Source organism: Bacillus cereus group sp. Bce041 (assembly GCF_052646455.1).
In genome coordinates, this window is the sequence record NZ_JBQXON010000006.1 from 210969 (window position 1) to 232663 (window position 21695).

Here is a 21695-nt window from a genome sequence, read left to right on the forward strand (position 1 = left end):
GTAAATACAGTTGTTTTGCTACTGTAAATGAATAAATAAAATAAGCCAAGACATAAAATTCTTGGCTACACATAAATCTTGTTTTTAGGCTATTTTACAGTGACAGTAGCTTGCTGCTGAACGCGCTCAAATAACCAGTGTATATCATTGTTATACATACGAATACAACCAAGTGTTGTCCATTTGCCGATTGCTTGATTATTGTTAGTTCCGTGAATCGCATAAGTTGTTCCGTAAGTTCCTGCCATATTTAATCCGAGCCAACGGTCACCAAGTGGATTACGTGGATCGCCGCCTTTAATTTTGCCTGTATAATAAGGGCGATTTTTAATTTTATTTACGATTTGAAAAGTGCCTTTAGGTGTAGGTGTTGCAGCTTTTCCAGTAGCGACAGTAAAACTTTTTATAAATTTTCCATCCTGATAATAATCCATTTTATTTAACTGAGTGTCTACGATTAATTGATCTTTCGTTGTAGCTGCCTCTGCGCTAGCGAATGGAAGAGTTAAAAATCCTAATGATAATAGTGCGCTTAATAATAATTTTTTCATTGTTATTCTCCTTTTACTATCGTAAGAGTCTTACATACAATGAAGTTGTAATCCTCGTAATGCTTTATTTACATTTTCATCTAATGTTTCAAAGAATGTAGTAATTTTGCTGTTGTGTTTGTTGTTGTTATCAATAAGTAATCTTTCATTTAATAAAAGCTCACCACGTAGTCCAAAACTTTGAACTTGAATATTTAGCTCATCTTCATTTTCAGAGATGATTGGTAAGAAATAATGAAAAGCTTTTGTTGGAATGATGTAGCTTTTGCCAATCATGCTTTCTTGATTTGAATTAATCCATTTTTTCGTGACAATTTTAATATTCTTTTTTGAAACGATAAAAGATAGTGTTGTAGATTTTGTTAAACTTACGTCAAATTCACTTGTTTCACATATTTGTAAATTAAAAACGGTTTCATTTTGATGAGATTCAACATTTGTATTAATAAAATCGTGCATTTTATATGCTTCCATTTCGTATTCACCCTTTTTTCAATTTCGAAAAACGACTTATATTTATTCAAATTAATGCTTAGTCATATATTGGTTAAATTTTTCAACAAATTCCGATATAATCTTACAATACGTATATGAAGCTAATATGAAGTTAGCATGAGTTTGTGATGGTTTTTTATTGAGAACAAAATAAGAGAGGTTTTTTAGTGCTAAAAAATGGATAAAATTTGCATGTTATTAATGCGCCTTTTCGCTATTTCGACTTGAAAAATGATTTTTACTATTTAATAAAGAACGAAAATCATTAGTGTGACCCTTACAAAAATGTAATAAAAATGTAAGCTATTGTGATAGTTATTTCGACAATTTTTTTATACAATAATAGTAAGAAGTTGTACGTGATTGAAAGGAGAGATGACATGGAATGGATTCATGAATTATTTCAGCAATACGGGTACTATGTTGTACTTGTCGGCTTGCTGTTAGAATATATTGCACTTCCGTTTCCGGGAGAGCCAACGTTAGCATATGCGGGATTTTTAGCACATAAGGGTGATTTAAGTTTACCGATTTTAATTATTCTATCCTTTATTGGGACAAGTGTAGGAATGACGATTCAATACTTTTTAGGAAATAAATTAGGTATGCCTTTCATTCAAAAGTATGGGAAATACGTATTTTTAACGCAAAGAAAAATTGACTTAACGAGAATGTGGTTTGATAAGTATGGGTACTTCCTGATTTTTATTGGTTTCTTTATTCCTGGTGTACGTCATTTCACAGGATACTTTGCAGGAATTATTAATTTACCATTTCGTCGTTTTGCCATTACAATTTATTCAGGTGCTCTATTTTGGGTATCATTCTTCTTAATCGGTGGTTACTGGTTAGGTGGAAACTTACATGATATCTTTGGAGTGCTAGAAGGTCATATCGGTAAAATCATTTTTGGAGTTATTGTGATTGTAGCGGTTACGTTAGGTATTCGTTTCCGTAAGCAGTTAAAACGAGTATTACTACAAAACGCAAGTTAATATGAAATCCATTCTATGTCAGAATTTAGGAAGTCAGTGCAAAAGCACTGACTTTTTTATTTTCAAGACTATGTTTAATGCGCATTTTACATTCTTTATAGGAATTTGATACAGGATAAGAAATAAGTATCTTGTCAATTATTATAGTCGTAATGACAATTATAATTGACAAAGATAAGGATATTATTTACAATTTTAATTAAATAAATGAAAAAGAGGGAAGACATGAAGCTTCAAAATCGAGTGAGGGAATTGCGAGCAAAGCATCGTTTATCACAAGGGGATTTAGGGAAAGCGATTGGATCATCACGGCAAACGATTAGTTTAATTGAGCGCGGGGATTATGCACCATCTATCGTATTGTCGTTAAAAATCGCACAAATTTTCAATGTACCGGTGGAAGAAATATTTACGTTAGTAGAGGGGGAAGAGGACGATGAAGAGTAAACGAAAAAAACAATTTGATTCTGTGGGGAAAATAGCATTAAGTATGATGGGTGGCTTTTTAACGTCTTATATAGCTTTAAATTTACTCTCGGATGAACCGAGAAAATTATCATCCAATACATTTATAGGTATATGTACTATTTTTGGAATCTTAATGATGTACTATACTTGGAAGAATACACGTATGTTAGCAGAGGCACGCGATGAAGAAGAGAGCGTACAAGGCAGAAAATTAGGCATTATAAGTATATATTTACGTGTAGGCGATATAGTTACGCAGGCATGGTTTGTATATGCAGTTATTACATGTAGACGTGCACTGTTGCAGGATACAAATGTTTCATTTGCGGTGTGGAATTTAGTAGCTTCTATTGTTTGTTTAACTACTGTAGTAATTATCGGACTTATAACAAAAAATCGTTATAATAAGCTATATCCTGAACAAGGTGTAACGTATATGGAATCTATGAAAATGTGGACGAAAAACGCAGATGAAGGATTAAAGCACATTGTGCATGAGGCTGGATATAAAGCGTATGAATTTACGAATACAATATTGGCATATGTATGGTGGGCTGCCGTTATATATACAGCTGCTAGTGATATCGATTTTGTATTAATTGGCTTAATCTCATTTATTTGGATATTGCATCTCGGGAAGTTCATGTACGAAATGCAAAGAAAAATGATTTATTAAGGGGAGAAAAAGGTGGATATTTTAAGAAGGCCAGCTGGCTCAATGACAGTGGCGCTAATTCTGTCCATTTTATACGGAGTAATCCGAACTGGGAAATTAGAAGTAATTTTGAACTTATGGGCAATAGTTGGAATTTCATTGTTAGTGTTAGCCATTCATGAGCTAGGACATGTAGTATTTGGTGTAATAGGTGGTTTGACATTTAAATTTATGACAGTAGGACCCATTACTATTCAAAAAGAAAAGGGAAAATTACGCATTCGAGAAAATAAATTGTGGGCGTACTTTGGAGGTGTTGCAACACTAGTACCACCTTCTATAGAGACACCGAATCTTTCGAAAAAGTGGGCGTGGCTCACTTTAGGTGGACCGATTACGAGTTTACTATTTGGTATTACTTCCGGTTACATATATATGGTGAGTTATTATCAATATCTTTTATATTTTTCCTTTTTCCATTTTGCAATCTTTGCGGTTACAATTGTGCCGATAAAAGGAATGCTTATGAGTGATGGGATGCAATTTCTTATTTTAATTAAAGATGATGAAAGAGCTAGAAATCACTTATATGAGATTCAAATATCGAGTGAGTTATTTAGTTATAAAAGACCGAAAGATTGGGATGAAAGGTTAGTAGAATTGAGTGAGGAGAAAATAAAAGAGAATAAAGGGATAAGAGAGATAATGAGTAGACTTATGCTCGTCTTTTTTGCTCGTGCAGATCAAGAGGGAATGGAAAGAGCGATACCGTATATAGAACGAATTGTTCAACTACCTGTAACGAAAGAAAATAAGTTTTTCGTTAGTAGTTTTCATAGTTGGTACCTTTTATATAAAGCCCTTTATCAGATGGATAGTCTTTCTTTGCAAGAAGCAAAGGAACATGCAAAGGCTATTACAAAAATGGACCTAAGTGGATATTACCGTACACAAGGAATTATTAGATATGTAGAGGGTAATATGGAAGCGTCCCGTACTTATATGAAGAAAGCCAATCAAGAATTAAAGAGCGCCGAGAAGAGTGAGATGGGATATTTACAAGTAGAAAGAGAATGGTTTGAGCAGCTGAAAGAGAGGGTATCTTACGATGGGTGAGGTATCCTTTTTTTTCTATGTCATCTTATGCCGTTCCATAAACAGCCTAGGACGAGTAAAATGAGATAAGAAGAGCAAAGCTTGGAGGAATTCTAGATGGAAATTTTAACGATTATTTTAATCGTCTTGCTCATTTATGCTGTTTTTAAAGTAGCATATGTAGCATTAAAGATACTCGCGATCTTATTAATTATCTTTTTAATCGTAGAGTTCGGCAGTAAATTGCTTGGTGGATAGGGTATGTTGTGCGTTTTGAGTGTCGAAGGTTGTCGGTAAATCGATATCTTGTGTCGAAGCGTCGATATAATGAAAAAATCGTTGATATAAGTGGAGAAACGATCGATATATTTGAAAAATCGTTGATATATTTTAGTGAATACGAAGTGGGGTATATGGAAAAGAAGTTGCCGTGAGGGCAACTTCTTTTTATCGTGATGCGGGGTATGCAAACCAACATGAAAAAGCTGGAAGAGTATCTTCCAGCTTAAGAGTTACTTTCAATTTGGCGACCGCTATCTTCTTCATTGTCTTGTAATAGGTTGAATACGTCTGCTAGGCAGAATGCAATGAACCAAGTCCATAGACCGTGGAAGAAAGCTGAGCTTAATTGAAGTGGTAATGTATAGTTTGTCATTGAGTAGGAAATACATCCACCAACGATTCCGATCATTGTTAATAACATTGTTTTTTGAGCATTTTCTTCTGGATTAAAGAGGAAGTAAATGTATCCGCCTAAAATTGAAGCGCTTACAAGTGTTTCGATTCCATTAAAGATGATATTCTCTCCAAGCTGAGTGTTTGTCCAGAAGCAGATTGTTCCGCCGATAATAGCAAACAGGACAGCTATTGTATATCGTATATATTGATTCATATGTTCATCTCCTTATGTAATAAGATGATTTGGAAGTCAAAAAGGTAGGTATAGTATATTGAAGTGAGTTTTAATTGTACGTATCTTTTTATAAAAAGATCATTGAAGAGTAACTAAGATGATCGGTTGTTTAAACCGTTACGTGTATGGTGTCTGAAATATACCCGACTGCTCGTTTCTTTTTGCTTGTAAAATAAGAGAAACTTCCAAGTCTATATACTCTTTTTTTGTGAGTCTGCTTTCATTATAACACATTTAGAGACATAATAATAGAATTATCTGATTTTGTAATAAGTGTAAAAAATAAAAAGCGCAAGGAAATACCATTAACGGTGCAGTTTAGTGGAAGAAGGATTTTAATTTATTATGATGAAATATGTAATCAAGGTGAGATCTAAGAAGGAGGCTTAAATACTATAAAAAATGTTTTATAGCATGAATGTAAGGGAGGAGAGCTAACTTGGAGTTCACAACAGAAAGATTAATAATTAGACCTTTTAAGAGTACTGATTTACAGGATGTATTTGCTATTTATAATAGTGATGATACATGTAAGTTCCTATTACATAATAAGTGGACTCATGAAGACATGCAGAAAAGATTTAATAAGAAGATAGCAAATAATGTACTTACTAAAGAAACAATATTAAGTTTGGCAGTTATATACAAAACTAAAGTAGTTGGTGATTTATCCGTATGGTACACAAATATGAAAGACACTGTTGAGATTGGTTATAGTTTTTCAAATGAAGTAGTTGGGAGAGGTTTGGCGACAGAAGCAGTAAGTAGTTTGGTATTGAAATTATTTAATGAATGTAATGTACATCGTATACAGGCTAATCTTGATGCACGTAATACAGCTTCACAAAAATTGTGTGAACGAATAGGTATGAGAAAGGAAGCCCATTTCATACAAGATTTTTGGAATAAAGATGAATGGACAGATAGTATTGTATATGGAATGCTATCCTCCGATTTGTAGTAATAAACTTAGTGATTTTATTATGCTAAAAGGTACGTTAGTTGAATAACAAAGGGCATAACATATTATATATGACTAATATGTTATGCCCTTTAATTTATTAACCTTTTTATATGCGTTTGAAACGGCCGACAATTTCAACTGTTTCAGTAATGTTCATAAATGCTTTGTTATCCACTTGACGGATAATACGTTTCATTTCGCCTAACTCATAGCGAGTCACGACAGTGTAAATCATTTTTTTCTTATGGTTTGTATAGCCGCCGACAGCGTCTACCATTGTCACCCCGCGTATGCCGTGATGTAGTAGTGCGCTTTTTATTTCCTCGCCTTTTTCTGTAATAGTCATTATCGTTAATTTAATATGTTTCGTATGCACAGCATCGATAACTTTGCTGACTACAAATCGACTAATTAACGTATAAAGTGTAATATCCCATCCGAAAATAAAACCTGCTGCTACAAGTAAGATTAAGTTGAATACAAATATGATTGCTCCAATTGAAACATCTCGATATTTTGCTACAATCAATCCAACAACATCAAAACCACCTGTTGAAGAAGCAAATCGGAATATAATTCCTGAAGCTGCTCCGCAGATGACACCACCGAATACAGAAGAAAGTAAAATATCGTCTGAAACTTGGTGTACCGGGATAATGTTCATCGCTAACGATGATACAGCTACAAAGTAAGCTGTTAAAAAGGTTGTCTTCTTGCCTAAGTAAAAGTGACTTAAAATAAGAAGAGGAATGTTTAGTAAAAAGATAAGTGCACCGATATTGTAGTGCATTAAATAACCGATAATCATCCCTACACCAGCGAATCCACCGCTAATCATATTATGCGGGATAAAAAACATATTCATAGAAATTGCATACAGAATAGAAGCTATAAAAATAACAACCAACTGTATCATAAATTCTAAGTGAAATGTTTTAGCTGCTGGGAAGGATAAAAAGGCGGTGTCGGGAACGTAATCGGCGTCTCCTAGTTGACCCATAGTATGTTTCATCTCCATATTCATTTTTGATTACAAGAAGAGAATAAAGGTTTTTTCAAAAACTGGCAATAGTTTTATTATAATGCAAAAATTTTATAAATTTCTAATAAATCAAGCCTATTCATTGATGTGTGTGAATATGCTAAAGAAAGCGAATACAACGTTTCTTAATTATTGTTTTCTTGAGAAAATATGCAAAATACTTTTTTTGAAAATAAAAGGAAATAGAGAATATTTGCCCGATGTGCTAAAATGACCTTATTAAGGATGTGAAGCGATGGAATTTTTATTGCAGGATGCAATTCTATATATATCGTTTGTAACGACGGCACTTTGTTTATTAGAAGTTTTCTTCCTTACTAATGTTTCTCGCTTTGTGCGTCAACAAGCATCAAACGGTAGACAAAGAGCTTTTGCGTTAGTTGATACATGTGAAGATAGTGCAGGAAATGTACCGCTATTTTCTATTTTTTATAAATATGGAATGATTCGTTCTGTACGCAGACAAGAATCAAGTGAAGAGAATGACGAGGTCGGTCCGTATACGCCAATGTTTCGCTAAATAATTACGAAACATTGGAGGAATGAACATGTTAAAATCATACCGAGCTGTGCTCGTTAGTTTATCATTATTATTTGTTTTTGTTTTATCTGGTTGCAGTAATGCAGCCCCAATTGATGCACATAGTACGGGAATTTGGGATCATTATTTTGTATATCCAATCTCGTTTATGATTCAATTTGTTGCTCATTATATACCTGGAGCTAGCTTTGGGATTGCTATCATTATTATGACGCTCGTTATTCGTTCAGCAATGATTCCATTAGCTGTTTCGCAATATCGCAGCCAAGCGAAAATGAAGAAAATGCAACCTGAATTGCAGAAGCTAAAGAAAAAGTACGGTGATGTAAGCAAAGACCTTGAAAAACAAAAGCAGTATCAAAAAGAAATGTCAGAACTAATGAAATCAGGCGGTTGGAATCCACTTGCTGGTTGCTGGCCATTATTAATACAAATGCCGATTTTCTCTGCTTTGTATTATGCGATTAGCAGAACTGAAGAGATTCGCACATCTTCGTTTTTATGGGTGAACCTAGGACATGCAGATCCATATCATATATTACCGATTATTGCAGCGTTAACGACATTTATTCAGATGAAAGTTTTCCAATCGAATATTACACCTGGAGAACAAGTACAGATGCTAAAGATGCAGCAAATTATGATGCCGGCAATGATTCTATTTATGGGGTTTGCGGCGCCATCAGGACTTGTGTTGTACTGGATAACAGGTAACTTATTTACAATGACACAAACAATTGTATTAAGAAAAATAATGGAACGTGAAGAGTTACAATTACAAAAAGCATAGAGAAACACCGCTCATTACGAGCGGTGTTTTTTTGTTAAATCGTTAAGGAAATGTTAAGAAACCGACATTACTATAGGCATTGTATACGAAAGTGTACATGCATTAGAAATATGAAGGAGGAAATTTCCTATGAAGAAGAAAACAGTTGGTTATTTAGCGATTGCAGGTGCTTTATCATTCGGAATCATTGGAGGAGTCGGCATTCCGGCATTCGCGGCAACGAATACTCCAGCAGTGGATCAGCCTGCAAAAACGGCGAAAAAGGATTTGGATGACGCTACAAAACAAAAAGTAAAAACAATTATGGACGATACAAAGAAACAGTTAGAGGAACTAGGTGTAAAGCTTCCAGAGAAAGAGAAGCGTAAAGACATGTTTGCAGGATTAGATGAACAGGCGAAAGAAAAAGCGAAGTCCATTTTAGAGCAAGAGAAGTCTGGTAAATTAACACGAGAACAGGCAAAAGAAGAATTAACAAAATTAGGCGTGAAGTTCCCGGAAAAGGGTAAGCACAAAGAAATGTTTGCGGGATTAGATGAACAGGCGAAAGAAAAAGCGAAGTCCATTTTAGAGCAAGAGAAATCTGGAAAATTAACGCATGAGCAAGCAAAAGAGGAATTAACAAAGCTAGGCGTGAAAATGCCGGAGAAAGGTAAACATGGAGACATGTTTGCTAACTTAGATGAACAGACAAAAGAGAAAGCGAAGTCAATTTTAGAGCAAAAGAAATCCGGAAAATTAACGCATGAGCAAGCAAAAGAAGAATTAACAAAATTAGGTGTGAAACTTCCAGAGAAAGAGAAGCATGAAGACATCTTTGCTGGATTAGATGAAGCAACAAAAACAAAAGCAAAAGCGATTTTAGACAACGAAAAGAAACAATTAGAGGCATTGAATGTTGATTTACCGCACCATAAGTTTTTTATGAAAAAAGAAGATAAATAATTGATTTATGTATCTTTCGTGTGGGCAACCGGAAGGTACGTGCGAGGACCGATTTCTGTCAGCAGAAATCGGTCCCTTTTAATGATTCAATAAAATTCTTTTCATTGTTAGTATGTATCCGAAGATGCAGTAGAAGATTGCAAAACCGATAAACACTTCCGTATATTGATATTTACCCAATACGTAGAAGGAAACAGCTGGTATAATAGCTACCGCTAAAATGCTATAACCAGGATACTTGTGCCGATGCATGATAGCGAATAGAATAGAGAGAAACGTAGCAATGATAGAAAAGACAGCAATCATTATTAGTACACCTCCTAAATGGATTATACCATTTTTAGGGAATTAGAGAAGTTTTGTATGTTCTGTTATAATATAAGAAGAGAAATATTTCCTATGTTATATAAAAAAATATATTGATTTTTTCTAACAATTCAATATAATGAACAATAACTACAAAATTCGACATCAAGAAGTGATGATGAGGACATGATCAATTTTTTACGATTTTCAGAGAGGGAAGCCTTTGGCTGTGAGCTTCCTAATACGGAAAAATGGATTACCACCTCTGAACTGCAGCAGTGAACGAGCATCTAGTAATTGCTTGCCGGCAAAAACCGTTATTTAGACTTGAGAAATTGGTGAAGTGTGTTACTTTACGAATTGAAACAAGGGTGGAACCACGAATACAACACTCGTCCCTTTTTTAGGGAGGAGTGTTTTTTTATTTCATTTTTGCATCACACTAGGATTGGAAGGAGGATACGCAGCATGCATCATGATGAGAAGAACAAAATTGGTTTAACAGTAGCACTTTCTATCGTAGTAGGAACGATTATTGGATCTGGTGTGTTTATGAAACCAGGGAGCGTATTAGATTACTCGGGGAGTTCTAATATGGCCATTCTTGCTTGGGTAATTGGTGGTCTGTTGACGCTAGCAAGTGGTTTAACAGTAGCTGAAATTGGAGCGCAAATCCCGAAAAATGGTGGGTTGTATACGTATTTAGAGGAGATTTACGGAAGTTTTTGGGGATATTTATCAGGTTGGATGCAAACAATTGTTTATGGACCTGCTATTATCGGAACATTAGGTTTATACTTTAGTTCTTTAATGATTAATTTTTTCTATTTAGATAAAGTGTGGAATTTACCAATCGCAATTGGAACGGTTGTGTTCCTTGGCGTTGTAAATAGTATGGGAACAAAATACGGAGGTATCGTTCAAACAATCACGACAATTGGGAAGATGATTCCGATTGTGTTAATTGTTGTGCTAGGTTTCTGGAAAGGGAATAGCGATATCTTTAACGTAGTTGTGCCGATATCGGAAAATCAAAGTATCGGTATGGCAATTTTAGCAACGTTATTTGCTTATGACGGCTGGATTTTACTTGCTTCGATTGGTGGAGAAATGAAGAATCCAACAAAGTTATTACCGAAAGCAATGACAGTAGGGATTTTAATCGTAACGGCTGCTTACGTATTAATTAACTTGGCGTTATTAAATGTATTACCAGCAGCGAAAATTGTAGACCTTGGAGAAAATGCAACAGCGACAGCTGCGGGTATGTTACTTGGAGAATATGGCGGAAAAATTATTAGTATCGGTATTATCGTTTCCATTTTCGGCTGTTTAAATGGAAAGATTTTAACGTTCCCACGTATCCCAATGTCTATGGCAGAGCGTGGACAACTTCCATTTTCTAAGTTTATTGCAAAGGAAAGTCCGAGATTTAAAACACCAGCAAATGCGATTACTGTTGAAATCATTTTAGGAATTATTTTAATGATTATTAGTGATCCAAATAAGCTATCTGAGATTTCCGTATTCATTATTTATATTTTCTACGTAATGACGTTTATTGGTGTCTTCATCTTAAGAAAACGTAATAAGAATAAAGAGCGTGCATATAGTGTGCCGTTATTCCCAATCGTACCAATCGTAGCGATTTTAGGTTCGTTCTTTGTAATCGGTAGTGCGATTATTAACGATCCAGTAAGTTGTTTCTTATCAATTGGAATTGTCTTTACTGGACTGCCGGTGTATTGGTATTTAAATAAGAAGAAAGAAACAGAATGATGGAAGGGTAGGCGTATAATACGCCTACCTTTTTTACTGTAAAAAAATTGTACTTGCGTCCACTTTCTATTTTGGTTACTATAATCGTAGTAACCAAAATAGAAAGCGTGGGGAAAGACTTGAATTTTCGTGTTTATATTTTAGCTATCGCGGCTTTCGTAGTCGGAACGGTTGAGTTAATTATAGGAGGAACGCTCGATTTAGTTGCCAATGATTTAGGAGTATCTATTAGCGCAGCTGGTCAGCTTATAACAATATTTTCGGTAGTATTTGCTTTGTCAGGTCCAGTTTTATTAGCTGTGACAGGGAAGTTTGAAAGAAAAACATTGTATGTTGGAGCATTATCGATTTTCTTAATCGGAAATATTATTTCGGCATTTAGTGTGAATTACGGAATGCTAATGTTCTCAAGGGTTATTTGTGCGGCGAGTGGTTCATTAATTATTGCACTATCTGTAACACTTGCGTCTAGTGTAGTAGAACCGCATTTTCGTGCGCGTGCAATTGGAATCATTTTTATGGGAATTAGTGGATCACTTGTACTTGGAGTACCGCTCGGTCTTGTACTCGGAAATGCATACGGATGGCGTGCACCATTTGTATTAATTTCTGTGTTAACAGTTATGGCAATAGCTTGTATTTCATTGTTCTTAACGAAGGTACCACCGACATCGGTATTATCAATAAAAGAACAACTTGCTACGTTAAAAGATAAAAAAATTGTAAGTGCACAGTTAACATCATTTTTGTTTTTAACGGGGCATTTAACATTGTATGCATATTTAACACCATTTTTAAAAGATGTTATGAATGTTGAAGCAAACTGGATAAGTGTGTTTTACTTTATTTTCGGAATCGCAGCAGTAATTGGCGGCGGGTTCGGTGGATGGCTTGCTGATAAATGGGGATCGAAGAAAAGTATTATCTCGATTATTATCGTATTTGCATGTGCAATCTTCATACTGCCATTAATGACATTCTCATTCCCGCTCTTCATCATTATGATGGGACTTTGGAGTATGCTGAGCTGGGCGATTTCACCAGCACAGCAAAATTATTTAATTGAAATTGCACCGGAATCAGCTGGTATTCAGCAAGGTTTAAATAACTCTGCGCTTCATTTAGGAATTGCACTCGGTTCAACAGTAGGCGGAGTTGTTATTGAAAAATCATCTGTTATATATAATGCTTGGGTAGGCGGTGGCTTTATTATATTAGCACTGCTTTGCGCGATTTTCTCGATTACGAGAGGACGCTCTACTCAGTTCGTAAAAGAAGAATCTATCGTTTGATAGGTTCTTTTTTTATTTGTAAAAAATCGCAGGTTTTAGTAAGAATATGGAGAATTGGTATGTAGCGAGGTGATGGGAAAATGGTGTTTAATTTCTCGATATTCGGTATAATACTTACACTATTACCGATAGTTGTAGCTGTTTTTGTATTAGGCTGGATTCGTTGCATCTATCAAAATTCAGAGAAACAAGTGGAGCAAAATGAGAAAATCATTGAGCTGTTGATGGAGATAAAGGAACAAAATAAAAAGGAGTCTAAGTGAAAAACTAGACTCCTTTTTATTATTTAATTAGTATCTTAATTTCATTAACAAACTCTTAATTTCATCATCTTTCATAAAGAGATCGTGGTGCTTCTGGGTAATCTTTGCAAGTGCAACGTCGTGATAGAAAAATTCTGTAAAGAACTTTACGAAAGGTTGTGACATTGTTTTCATCGCTTGCCATGATTCTTGTTCTACGCCAGCAAATAAAATTTCACGATCGTCAACGATGAGTAGCAAGTAGCGCTCTAATGCATTAGGTTCTTCAGCTGGGATTAGAAAATGCATGTTTTCTAAGTCTGTTTCTACTTCTCCAACAATAAGGGACTCAATTTGAACACCTTGTTTTGCTTTTTGTTCTAGTAAAGGAAGATATTCTAAAAGAGTATCATTCCAAGCTGAAATACGGATTGATTCTTTTGCACTTTCAATGAGTTCTTTACTTTGAACTCGAATAGAAGATTGCATTTTTAAGCTCCACACACGGTCATCTGTAAATGATTTTTTTGATATATTTGTTTCCAGTTCTTTAATATTTGATTGGAATTCTGTCGTTAATTTTTCAATTGCTAGCTTTAGTGGTAATGCTGTATACAATTTTTTCTTTTCTGAAACAGAATCCATTACCATTCCTTTATCGATTAGGCGTGCTAGCACTTCATATATTTTTGCTTTTGGAACACCTGAATGCTTCACAATCGTTGTAGCATCTAATGGTTCATTGCTTGATACGACAACTTCATAAGCTTGGCTTTCATATTGTGAGAAACCGAATTTTTGTAACATAGTTCCCTCCGAACGAATGAGATTATATTTTAAGGATAATGAACTATTTGTTTTTGCACAAGTGGTAGTCCTTTTTCTAATTGTATTAAGGTGAGAATTAATTTCAATTTTTTAATTTTATCTATTATACTTAATATAATGATTAATAAGATTTTAATTTAATGCGAAGGGGATGCTTTGGGGGAAATGTTAAGAAGTTTACGTTTAAAAATTGCGGTAGTGTTTTCAGTACTTATTTCTATGATGTTCGTAATATTGGGTACAGCTGTGTATCAATTACAGAAAGAAAAGGAAGTGCGTTCCTTAGACGAGTATTCTCAAAATGCGATGGATCTTGTGACAGAGCAACTTACGACATTTGTTCAAAGAACGGATGAAGATATGGGGTATTACGCGAACAGTGAGATGATTCGTAATATACTTCAAGGTGGGGTTACTCCAGAAGAGGAAGCGTTTTTAACGAAAGAGTTTGCGGAGTATAAAAAGAATCATCCTGGTATTTTAGATTTATATATTGGTACGAAAGATAAAAAAACATTAAGTGCCAATCTTGCTGAAGGTGGGCAAGTGCCAGAAGGATATGATCCAACGACAAGACCATGGTATAAAGATTCAGAGGCTGATGTAAAAAAGGTCCATTGGGGACAACCTTCTTATGAAATTGCAACAGGAAAGTTAAGTGTAGGTGTTTCTAAAGCAATTACAGCTCAAGATGGGTCTGTATTAGGCGTTGTTGCGATGGATGTATCGCTTGGTACGATTCAGAAGTTGCTTCACAATATTCAATACAATAATGACGGAGAAATGTTTATTATAAATGATAAAAATATGGCTCTTGTTTATCCAGAAAAGATAGGGAAAGATGTTTCTAAAGAGCCACTTATACAGAGCTTAAATAAAGAGGTAACAAAATATGCGGTCACTACAATAAAAGGTGAAGATGTAGTTGTTTATAGTCAATCATTTGACACGATGAAATGGACGATAGGAATCTTTTATCCGAAAGAAACGATCGATGGGCTATTAAATAGTACGAGAAATACAGTTATTATAATGGCATGTATTAGTTTATTAGTTGGAATCGTAGCTTCCTACTTGTTCTCAAGAAGATTAGCAAGACCACTGCAACTATTAAAGAATCACGTGCAAAAAGTAGCAGAAGGCGATTTAACGCTGCGAATGAAAGTGACAAGTAAAGATGAAGTTGGAGAGTTGACTAAGCACTTTAATGATATGGTTGAACAAATGAATGAAATGGTAAGTAAAATTAAAAACAGCGTATCAACGGTGCAACAATCAACGAATAGTTTACATTATTTAACGAACGAAACAGTAGCGGCTAGTAGAGAAGTTTCAGGAGCGATGGATGATGTGAGCGGAGGAGCTTCTACTCTTGCGAATAGTGTGGATGAAGTTTCAGCTCAGCTCGAGAATATGGCGGAGTCAGTAGAACAAATGAATAGCTCCGTTGGTGAAATAAAAGGAGTGGCTGGCAAAGCGGAAGAGGCATCTAAGCAAGGATTAAATACAATGAGGAATTTAATCCGTACGAGGGGACAATCATCTTCGATTGTTGTTCATACAGAAGAAGCATCGGATAAGTTAGAACAAAGAGTTGGATCGATTCAAAATGTTGTTGAGCTTATAAAAGGTATTTCGGATCAAACAAATTTACTTGCTTTAAATGCATCGATTGAAGCTGCCCGTGCAGGTGAGCAAGGTAAGGGATTTGCGGTTGTTGCTGAAGAGGTTCGGAAATTAGCGGAACAATCAAAAGAGGCAACCGGAGAAATCACAATGATGATTGGTGATGTACAATTAGAAGTAAAAAGGGTTGTAGAAGTTGTAAGTAAATTGAAAGACATTGCAGATGTGCAAAATAAAGTGACGACAGAGGCGGAAATGGAGTTCCGTACAATTATGTCAGTTGTAAATACGATTAGTACTTCAGTTGAAAAAATTGTAGAAGAGGTACATAACATAGGTTATGAGCAAGGGGAAATTACAGCGGTAATGCATACAATTGCTGGTACGAGTCAAGAAAGTGCAGCTGTTTCTGAAGAGGTACATGCTGCAACGGAATCACAGGTGAATCATTTAGAAAAGGTAGCTCACACGATGGAAAGTTTGACAGAACATATGAGAGATTTAGAAAGATTAGTCGAGCAGTTTAAAGTGGAAGAGTAACATATTAGTAAAATGATGAGGATTTCGGTAAAATAGACAATGGATATATAAGAAACGATTATAGGAGGAAGACTACTATGGCAATTGTTGATGTATCGATTATTCCAGTAGGAACAGGTAATCCAAGTGTTAGTGAATATGTAGCAGAAGTACAAAAGGTGCTAGAGAAAAATGCAGATCGCGTGAAGTATCAATTAACACCGATGAATACAATTATTGAAGGAGATCTTCCTGTCATTCTAGAAGTAATTCAACAAATGCATGAAGTTCCATATACGAAAGGTGCACAGCGTGTTGCAACAACTATTCGTATTGATGATCGTCGTGATAAAGTAAGCACAATGGAGAAAAAATTAAACTCTGTTCGATCAAAATTATAAGAAAAAGCAGCGATCTTCGCTGCTTTTTTCATATAGGAGGTAAATAAAATGAGTGAAAAGTTTAACGAGCAGTTTGATGGTTTACTGGAGAAATATACTGAGCTGTTACTTGGAGAGAGCAATGAAGAGAGAAAAGAACAGGTACAGAAGTGGGCACTGTATTCTTACATAGCTAAGACGATGCCAGCTTTAGTAAAGCATTGGAATGAAACTTATCCAGATGCGAAAGAAGAGATGGTACAGTTAATTACAGATATTAAAAGGCTGAATGAAGAGAAGCGAAATGAGCAATAAAAAAACTTGAGGTAAATATAATCGCAAGTTTTCTGTATTAATATCCTTATATAATTTACATGGAATATAAAGGATTTTATAGGCATGTCGAATATTTTCGACATGCCTATTTTATACCTATTAAACTCCATTTTTCTAAATGTCGAAAAATATTTCAGGTATATTTATAAGCAGAAATATAGGTTTTTAAATGTTTTTATAGTATTTTATAAATTATCTAAATAATTATTTGTATCAAATAATTTTAAACAATGATATAATTTTGAAGAGGGGTAAAAAACAGATAAATTACAGTCATAGGGGTGAATTACATGGAACAATTAATGCGAAATTCGTTTCTTTTCTTATCTAAAAATAAAGCGCTAACAAAACTGGCTAAAAAGTACGGTTTACGCTTTGGTGCAGGTCGCTTCGTCGCAGGGGAGACGATTGAATTAGCGACAGCTGCCATTCAACAATTAAATAAGCAAGGTCTTTGTGTAACAATCGATTATTTAGGTGAATTCGTTGATAATGAAGCGGAAGCAAATGAAATGGCTAACCAATCGATTGAAGCGATCCGTGCAATTGGAAGAGAAGGTCTTGATTCGCAGCTTTCTTTAAAGATGACTTCTATGGGATTAGATATCTCTGATGAAATCGTAATGAACAATATGCGCCGTATTTTAGAAGCTGCAAAAGAAAATGGTGTGTTCGTTACAATTGATATGGAAGACTATACACGCTGTGGTAAAACAATTGATATCTTTAAACAGTTAAAATCTGAGTACGATAATATTGGTACTGTTATTCAAGCTTACCTATATCGTACAGAAAAAGATATTGAGGATTTAAATGCTTATAAACCTAATTTACGTCTTGTAAAAGGAGCTTATAAAGAACCTGAAGAAGTGGCGTTCCCGGACAAGAAAGATGTAGATGACAATTATAAAAAGATTATTAAAATGCACTTATTAAATGGAAATTATACTGCAATTGCTTCACATGACGAAGCGATTATTGAATATACAAAAAAACTTGCTGAAGAACATAATATTCCAAGGGATCAATTTGAATTCCAAATGTTATATGGTATTCGTAATGAGCGTCAACTTGAGCTAGTAAAAGAAGGTTACAAAATGCGTGTTTACGTACCTTATGGAAACGATTGGTATGGATATTTCATGCGCCGTCTAGCAGAGCGTCCAGCAAACGTTGCGTTCGTATTAAAAGGTATGGTTAAAAAATAACCAAGGAGAAAATACTCCTTGGTTATTTTAATTGCTGAAATGCATAATGTGCCATTTTCTTCGTATCAGGATATAGTTGCGCGCGAGTAGAAGATAATACGACGTTAATGACGCGTTTACCGTCTTTTTCATCCACTGTTACGACTGTATATTTGCCAAGTGCTGATAGACCGCTTTTACTTCCAATCGCATATGGATCGTCATATAGTTCTTCTCGTCCGTAGTTTGCGATGTTTGGAGAGCGTTCTGAAGTATGTAGAGTTGTACGTGTTGAATTCATATATTCTAAAACAACTGGATACTTTAATACTTCTTTCGTAATAATAGCAATGTCATATGGCGATACTTTATTTCCAAGTGCATCAGCACCACTTGCGTTCTTGAAAGTCGCATGCTTTGTACCGAGTTCCTTCGCTCTAGTATTCATCATTTTCACAAATTCATTTTTTGATCCTGCAATATGTTCTGCGATGGATTCAGCTATTGGATCTGCACTAATGATAAGCATCAGTTTTAATGCCTCATCACGTTTTAACTTTTCCCCAGCACGAAGTTTAATTTTCTTACTTTGACTTTCTGTTTTAATTGCGTTTTCTGTAACTGTAATTTCTTCATCCTCTTTTACATTCTCTAGTAAAAGAAGGGTTGTCATCATTTTGGCTATACTAGCCGGATAAGAGCGTTCGTCTTCGCGTTTTCCATACAAAACTTCACCTGTGTCTGCATCGATTGTAACTCCATATTGCCCAGTAATATTAGGTTGATCAGCTCTTACAGCTTGTTGCCTTTGTGCATAAGAGAAGAAAATCATCCCTGTAAATAGTGTGGCAATCATTACAATCATAACTATTGTTCGTTTCATTATAATTCCCTCATTTGTTACAAATAAATTGGGCAGAAAAAGCAGCCATTAATCATTATGCCACGTTCTCTGCCCAAAAATATAGCGTTATTTTTCGCCCATATTATGCTTTTTATATTGTTGGTTATTACCTTGGCGTCCTTTTTCAACACCGTGGTTATGCGGACCTGCGTTTCCAGTTACACTAGCTGCACTAATTCCAGCCTTTGAAGGGTTCTTCTTAAGTTTTGCCATATATATTCCTCCAGTTTCGTCAGATTATAAAAAGGGAAAGTGTATTTTAGTGAAGAAAATACATATATAGCATGGGCAAATAAAAGAAAAATATTTATTTCAGAAAATTTTATCAATAAATATATTGCGAAAATTTAAACAGTATCATATATTTATTAGTAGAGGCTCACTCATTGATTGCGACTTATGTCGAAAAATTGAATGAGCATTCATTCAAGAATAGGGGGAGAATTGGATGTTCCAAATTAAAAAGGCTGCTGTTCTAGGTTCAGGCGTAATGGGTTCGGGAATTGCGGCACACTTAGCTAATATTGGTATTCCGACATTATTGCTTGATATTGTACCACCTGCGCTTACGAAAGAAGAAGAAGCGAAGGGACTTACATTAGAACATAAAAGTGTGAGAAATCGTTTTAGTAATACGGCTGTGCAAAAACTATTAAAGCAAAAACCAGCTCCTCTGACAGTGAAAGGAAATTTAGCACTGATTGAAGCAGGTAACTTAGAAGATGACCTTGAGCGTCTAGCTGATGTAGATTGGATTATTGAAGTAGTAGTTGAAAACTTAGATATTAAAAAGAAACTATTTGAAAAAGTAGATGCGGTTCGTAAACCGGGTTCTATCGTAAGCTCGAATACGTCAGGTATTTCAGTTGAAAAAATGGCAGAAGGTCGTTCAGACGACTTCCAGAAACACTTCTTAGGCACACACTTTTTTAACCCACCACGATATTTAAAACTTCTAGAGGTAATACCGACGAAAGAAACAGATCCACAAGTATTAAGCTTCATGAAACTATTTGGCGAAGACGTTCTTGGAAAAGGCGTTGTTATCGCAAAAGATACACCAAACTTTATTGGAAACCGCATCGGTACGTACGGTTTACTTGTTACTCTTCAAGAGATGGTAAAACGTGGCTATAGCATTGGGGAAGTTGATTCTGTAACAGGCCCACTTATTGGTCGTCCGAAGAGCGCAACGTTCCGCACATTAGATGTTGTCGGTTTAGATACATTCGTACACGTTGCAAATAACGTATATGAAAATGTGCAAGAAGAAGAGCGTGATGTATTTAAAGTACCAGCTTTCATGCATGACATGCTGGAGAAAAAATGGCTTGGAAGTAAAACGGGTCAAGGCTTCTTCTTAAAACAAGGAAAAGAAATTTTAGAATTAAATCCTGAAACGATGGAATACGAAGCGCGTAAAAAATTAAAAGCTGCATCCGTAGAGTTAAGTAAACAAGAAAAAGGATTAGCGAATAAATTGAAAGCGCTTGTATACGCAAAAGACCGTGCAGGAGAGTTATTATGGAACATCATTACACCAACTCTTTTATACTCTGCAAAACTTCATAAAGAAATTGCTGACGATATCGTTGCAATTGACCAAGCGATGAAGTGGGGCTTTGGATGGGAGCAAGGGCCATTTGAAGTGTGGGATGCAATCGGCGTTGAAAAATCTGTTCAAAAGATGGAAGAAAACGGCGTAGTTGTTCCTACTTGGGTGAAAGAAATGTTAGAGAAAGGTTTCACTACTTTCTATAAACATGATAACGGCGATAGCTACTATTACGATAATGGCGAATATAAGCTAATCGAGCGTAATAAAAAAGCAATTTCTCTTAAGCAATTAAAAGCGAAAAATGGTGTATTAAAGAAAAATAGCGGAGCGAGCTTAATTGATTTAGGCGACGGCATCCTTTGCTTAGAGTTCCATTCGAAGAGCAATGCAATCGGTATGGATATTACGCAAATGATTAACTACGCTGTTGATGAAGTAGAAAAGAATTATAAAGGTCTTGTTATCGGTAACCAATCGAAGAACTTCTGCGTTGGTGCGAACCTAGCAATGATCTTAATGGAAGCACAAGACGACAACTACTTTGAAATTGAGTTAGTTGTGAAAAACTTCCAAGATGCAATGACGAAAATTAAGTACTCTTCTAAGCCAGTTGTAGCAGCACCATATGGTATGACGCTTGGCGGAGGTACAGAAGTTTGCTTACCAGCAGCGAGCATTCAAGCTTCTAGTGAAACGTATATGGGCTTAGTAGAAGTTGGTGTTGGCTTAATCCCTGGCGGAGGCGGTAATAAAGAGCTATACATTAAACACTTAAACAAAATGGCAAACGGTGTAGAGTTTGATCTGCAAAAAGTTGCAAATAAAGTGTTCGAAACAGTCGCAATGGCGAAAGTTTCAACTTCAGGACAAGAAGCAGTTTCTCATAACTTCTTAGGTGATAAAGATGGTATTAGTGTGAATGGTGATCACTTACTATACGATGCGAAACAGAAAGCACTTGCTTTATATGAAGCTGGTTACAAAGCGCCAATCCGCAAAAAGATACCAGTTGTTGGGGAAACAGGATATGCAACTCTTGCACTTGGTGCAGAAGCAATGTATTTATCTGGTTACATTTCAGAGTATGACCTTCACATTGCGAAGAAACTTGCATATGTCATTGCGGGCGGAAAAGTACCGTACGGAACAGAAGTTGATGAGCAATATTTATTAGATGTAGAACGTGAAGCATTTATTAGCTTAGTAAGTGAGATGAAATCACAAGCAAGAATGCAGCACATGCTTGTAAAAGGAAAGCCATTACGTAACTAATAACGAGGGGAG

The 21695-nt window shown here is 35.4% G+C and carries 25 protein-coding genes and 1 other annotated feature; of the genes, 17 read left to right on the forward strand and 8 right to left on the reverse strand.

Annotated elements, in window-relative coordinates; genetic code table 11:
* Window positions 1–89: 89 nt before the first annotated feature.
* Complete coding sequence (locus tag ACUN13_RS20305; protein ID WP_000735058.1) at window positions 90–551, reverse strand: L,D-transpeptidase; 462 nt, start codon at window positions 549–551, stop codon at window positions 90–92.
* A gap of 30 nt (window positions 552–581) precedes the next feature.
* Complete coding sequence (locus ACUN13_RS20310; protein ID WP_000388769.1) at window positions 582–1025, reverse strand: DUF3978 family protein; 444 nt, start codon at window positions 1023–1025, stop codon at window positions 582–584.
* A 401-nt stretch (window positions 1026–1426) separates the two neighbouring features.
* Here ACUN13_RS20310 and ACUN13_RS20315 point away from each other — a divergent pair, with 401 nt between their 5' ends.
* The 5 genes from ACUN13_RS20315 to ACUN13_RS20335 all read left to right on the forward strand — a co-directional run bounded on the left by ACUN13_RS20315 (window position 1427) and on the right by ACUN13_RS20335 (window position 4517).
* On the forward strand, window positions 1427–2041 hold the full coding sequence (locus ACUN13_RS20315) for a DedA family protein (RefSeq protein WP_000454754.1): 615 nt from the start codon (window positions 1427–1429) through the stop codon (window positions 2039–2041).
* A gap of 225 nt (window positions 2042–2266) precedes the next feature.
* Window positions 2267–2488 (forward strand): helix-turn-helix transcriptional regulator, encoded by a 222-nt coding sequence (locus ACUN13_RS20320; protein WP_000776168.1) that lies wholly within the window; start codon window positions 2267–2269, stop codon window positions 2486–2488.
* The gene (locus ACUN13_RS20325; protein ID WP_000837717.1) at window positions 2478–3185 is read left to right on the forward strand and encodes a DUF3169 family protein; all 708 of its coding nucleotides are present in this window, start codon (window positions 2478–2480) and stop codon (window positions 3183–3185) included. Before ACUN13_RS20320 ends, ACUN13_RS20325 begins: the two co-directional genes overlap by 11 nt.
* Window positions 3186–3227: 42 nt before the next feature.
* Window positions 3228–4280 carry a hypothetical protein gene (locus tag ACUN13_RS20330; protein ID WP_257116105.1) on the forward strand — a complete coding sequence of 351 codons (1053 nt, stop codon included), beginning with the start codon at window positions 3228–3230 and terminating at the stop codon, window positions 4278–4280.
* A gap of 96 nt (window positions 4281–4376) precedes the next feature.
* Window positions 4377–4517, forward strand: coding sequence for a DUF3985 family protein (locus tag ACUN13_RS20335; RefSeq protein WP_000404782.1), 141 nt, complete (start codon window positions 4377–4379; stop codon window positions 4515–4517).
* A 247-nt stretch (window positions 4518–4764) separates the two neighbouring features.
* Here ACUN13_RS20335 and ACUN13_RS20340 read toward each other — a convergent pair whose 3' ends face one another.
* The gene (locus ACUN13_RS20340; protein WP_001077773.1) at window positions 4765–5151 is read right to left on the reverse strand and encodes a DUF3938 domain-containing protein; all 387 of its coding nucleotides are present in this window, start codon (window positions 5149–5151) and stop codon (window positions 4765–4767) included.
* Window positions 5152–5611: 460 nt separating this feature from the next.
* Here ACUN13_RS20340 and ACUN13_RS20345 point away from each other — a divergent pair, with 460 nt between their 5' ends.
* Window positions 5612–6133, forward strand: coding sequence for a GNAT family N-acetyltransferase (locus ACUN13_RS20345; protein ID WP_257115753.1), 522 nt, complete (start codon window positions 5612–5614; stop codon window positions 6131–6133).
* A 109-nt stretch (window positions 6134–6242) separates the two neighbouring features.
* On the opposite strand, the gene ACUN13_RS20350 is transcribed toward ACUN13_RS20345, so the two are convergent.
* On the reverse strand, window positions 6243–7136 hold the full coding sequence (locus ACUN13_RS20350; RefSeq protein WP_000530044.1) for a YitT family protein: 894 nt from the start codon (window positions 7134–7136) through the stop codon (window positions 6243–6245).
* Window positions 7137–7413: 277 nt separating this feature from the next.
* On the opposite strand from ACUN13_RS20350, the gene ACUN13_RS20355 reads away from it, so the two are divergent.
* From ACUN13_RS20355 to ACUN13_RS20365, 3 genes are all read left to right on the forward strand, one after another.
* A complete protein-coding gene (locus ACUN13_RS20355) occupies window positions 7414–7698 on the forward strand; it encodes a hypothetical protein (protein ID WP_257115752.1) in 285 nt (94 codons plus the stop codon).
* 28 nt (window positions 7699–7726) lie between these two features.
* Window positions 7727–8509, forward strand: coding sequence for a membrane protein insertase YidC (yidC, locus tag ACUN13_RS20360; protein ID WP_257115751.1), 783 nt, complete (start codon window positions 7727–7729; stop codon window positions 8507–8509).
* Window positions 8510–8638: 129 nt separating this feature from the next.
* On the forward strand, window positions 8639–9454 hold the full coding sequence (locus ACUN13_RS20365; RefSeq protein WP_000730850.1) for a hypothetical protein: 816 nt from the start codon (window positions 8639–8641) through the stop codon (window positions 9452–9454).
* 78 nt (window positions 9455–9532) lie between these two features.
* Here ACUN13_RS20365 and ACUN13_RS20370 read toward each other — a convergent pair whose 3' ends face one another.
* A complete protein-coding gene (locus ACUN13_RS20370) occupies window positions 9533–9760 on the reverse strand; it encodes a hypothetical protein (protein WP_257115750.1) in 228 nt (75 codons plus the stop codon).
* Window positions 9761–9926: 166 nt separating this feature from the next.
* Window positions 9927–10163, forward strand: a binding site (T-box leader).
* 65 nt (window positions 10164–10228) lie between these two features.
* On the opposite strand from ACUN13_RS20370, the gene ACUN13_RS20375 reads away from it, so the two are divergent.
* From ACUN13_RS20375 to ACUN13_RS20385, 3 genes are all read left to right on the forward strand, one after another.
* Window positions 10229–11539 carry an APC family permease gene (locus ACUN13_RS20375; RefSeq protein WP_000546311.1) on the forward strand — a complete coding sequence of 437 codons (1311 nt, stop codon included), beginning with the start codon at window positions 10229–10231 and terminating at the stop codon, window positions 11537–11539.
* A 107-nt stretch (window positions 11540–11646) separates the two neighbouring features.
* Window positions 11647–12831, forward strand: coding sequence for an MFS transporter (locus ACUN13_RS20380; RefSeq protein ID WP_119684097.1), 1185 nt, complete (start codon window positions 11647–11649; stop codon window positions 12829–12831).
* A gap of 80 nt (window positions 12832–12911) precedes the next feature.
* The gene (locus ACUN13_RS20385; protein WP_017674523.1) at window positions 12912–13094 is read left to right on the forward strand and encodes a hypothetical protein; all 183 of its coding nucleotides are present in this window, start codon (window positions 12912–12914) and stop codon (window positions 13092–13094) included.
* 27 nt (window positions 13095–13121) lie between these two features.
* Here the strand turns inward: ACUN13_RS20385 and ACUN13_RS20390 are convergent, their stop codons facing one another.
* Window positions 13122–13880, reverse strand: coding sequence for a TrmB family transcriptional regulator (locus ACUN13_RS20390; protein WP_257115749.1), 759 nt, complete (start codon window positions 13878–13880; stop codon window positions 13122–13124).
* 186 nt (window positions 13881–14066) lie between these two features.
* On the opposite strand from ACUN13_RS20390, the gene ACUN13_RS20395 reads away from it, so the two are divergent.
* The 4 genes from ACUN13_RS20395 to ACUN13_RS20410 all read left to right on the forward strand — a co-directional run bounded on the left by ACUN13_RS20395 (window position 14067) and on the right by ACUN13_RS20410 (window position 17970).
* Window positions 14067–16067, forward strand: a complete 2001-nt coding sequence (locus tag ACUN13_RS20395; protein ID WP_016123708.1) for a methyl-accepting chemotaxis protein — start codon at window positions 14067–14069, stop codon at window positions 16065–16067.
* A gap of 77 nt (window positions 16068–16144) precedes the next feature.
* On the forward strand, window positions 16145–16447 hold the full coding sequence (locus tag ACUN13_RS20400) for an MTH1187 family thiamine-binding protein (RefSeq protein WP_001018860.1): 303 nt from the start codon (window positions 16145–16147) through the stop codon (window positions 16445–16447).
* Between the two features lie 48 nt (window positions 16448–16495).
* Window positions 16496–16741, forward strand: coding sequence for a YusU family protein (locus ACUN13_RS20405; RefSeq protein ID WP_001290594.1), 246 nt, complete (start codon window positions 16496–16498; stop codon window positions 16739–16741).
* Between the two features lie 311 nt (window positions 16742–17052).
* Window positions 17053–17970, forward strand: a complete 918-nt coding sequence (locus ACUN13_RS20410) for a proline dehydrogenase family protein (RefSeq protein ID WP_000436783.1) — start codon at window positions 17053–17055, stop codon at window positions 17968–17970.
* 22 nt (window positions 17971–17992) lie between these two features.
* Here the strand turns inward: ACUN13_RS20410 and ACUN13_RS20415 are convergent, their stop codons facing one another.
* Both ACUN13_RS20415 and ACUN13_RS20420 read right to left on the reverse strand, forming a co-directional pair.
* A complete protein-coding gene (locus ACUN13_RS20415; protein ID WP_257115748.1) occupies window positions 17993–18832 on the reverse strand; it encodes a D-alanyl-D-alanine carboxypeptidase family protein in 840 nt (279 codons plus the stop codon).
* A gap of 87 nt (window positions 18833–18919) precedes the next feature.
* The gene (locus ACUN13_RS20420; RefSeq protein WP_001096344.1) at window positions 18920–19066 is read right to left on the reverse strand and encodes a YuzL family protein; all 147 of its coding nucleotides are present in this window, start codon (window positions 19064–19066) and stop codon (window positions 18920–18922) included.
* 235 nt (window positions 19067–19301) lie between these two features.
* Here ACUN13_RS20420 and ACUN13_RS20425 point away from each other — a divergent pair, with 235 nt between their 5' ends.
* Complete coding sequence (locus ACUN13_RS20425) at window positions 19302–21683, forward strand: 3-hydroxyacyl-CoA dehydrogenase/enoyl-CoA hydratase family protein (protein ID WP_257115747.1); 2382 nt, start codon at window positions 19302–19304, stop codon at window positions 21681–21683.
* Window positions 21684–21695 lie beyond the last annotated feature (12 nt).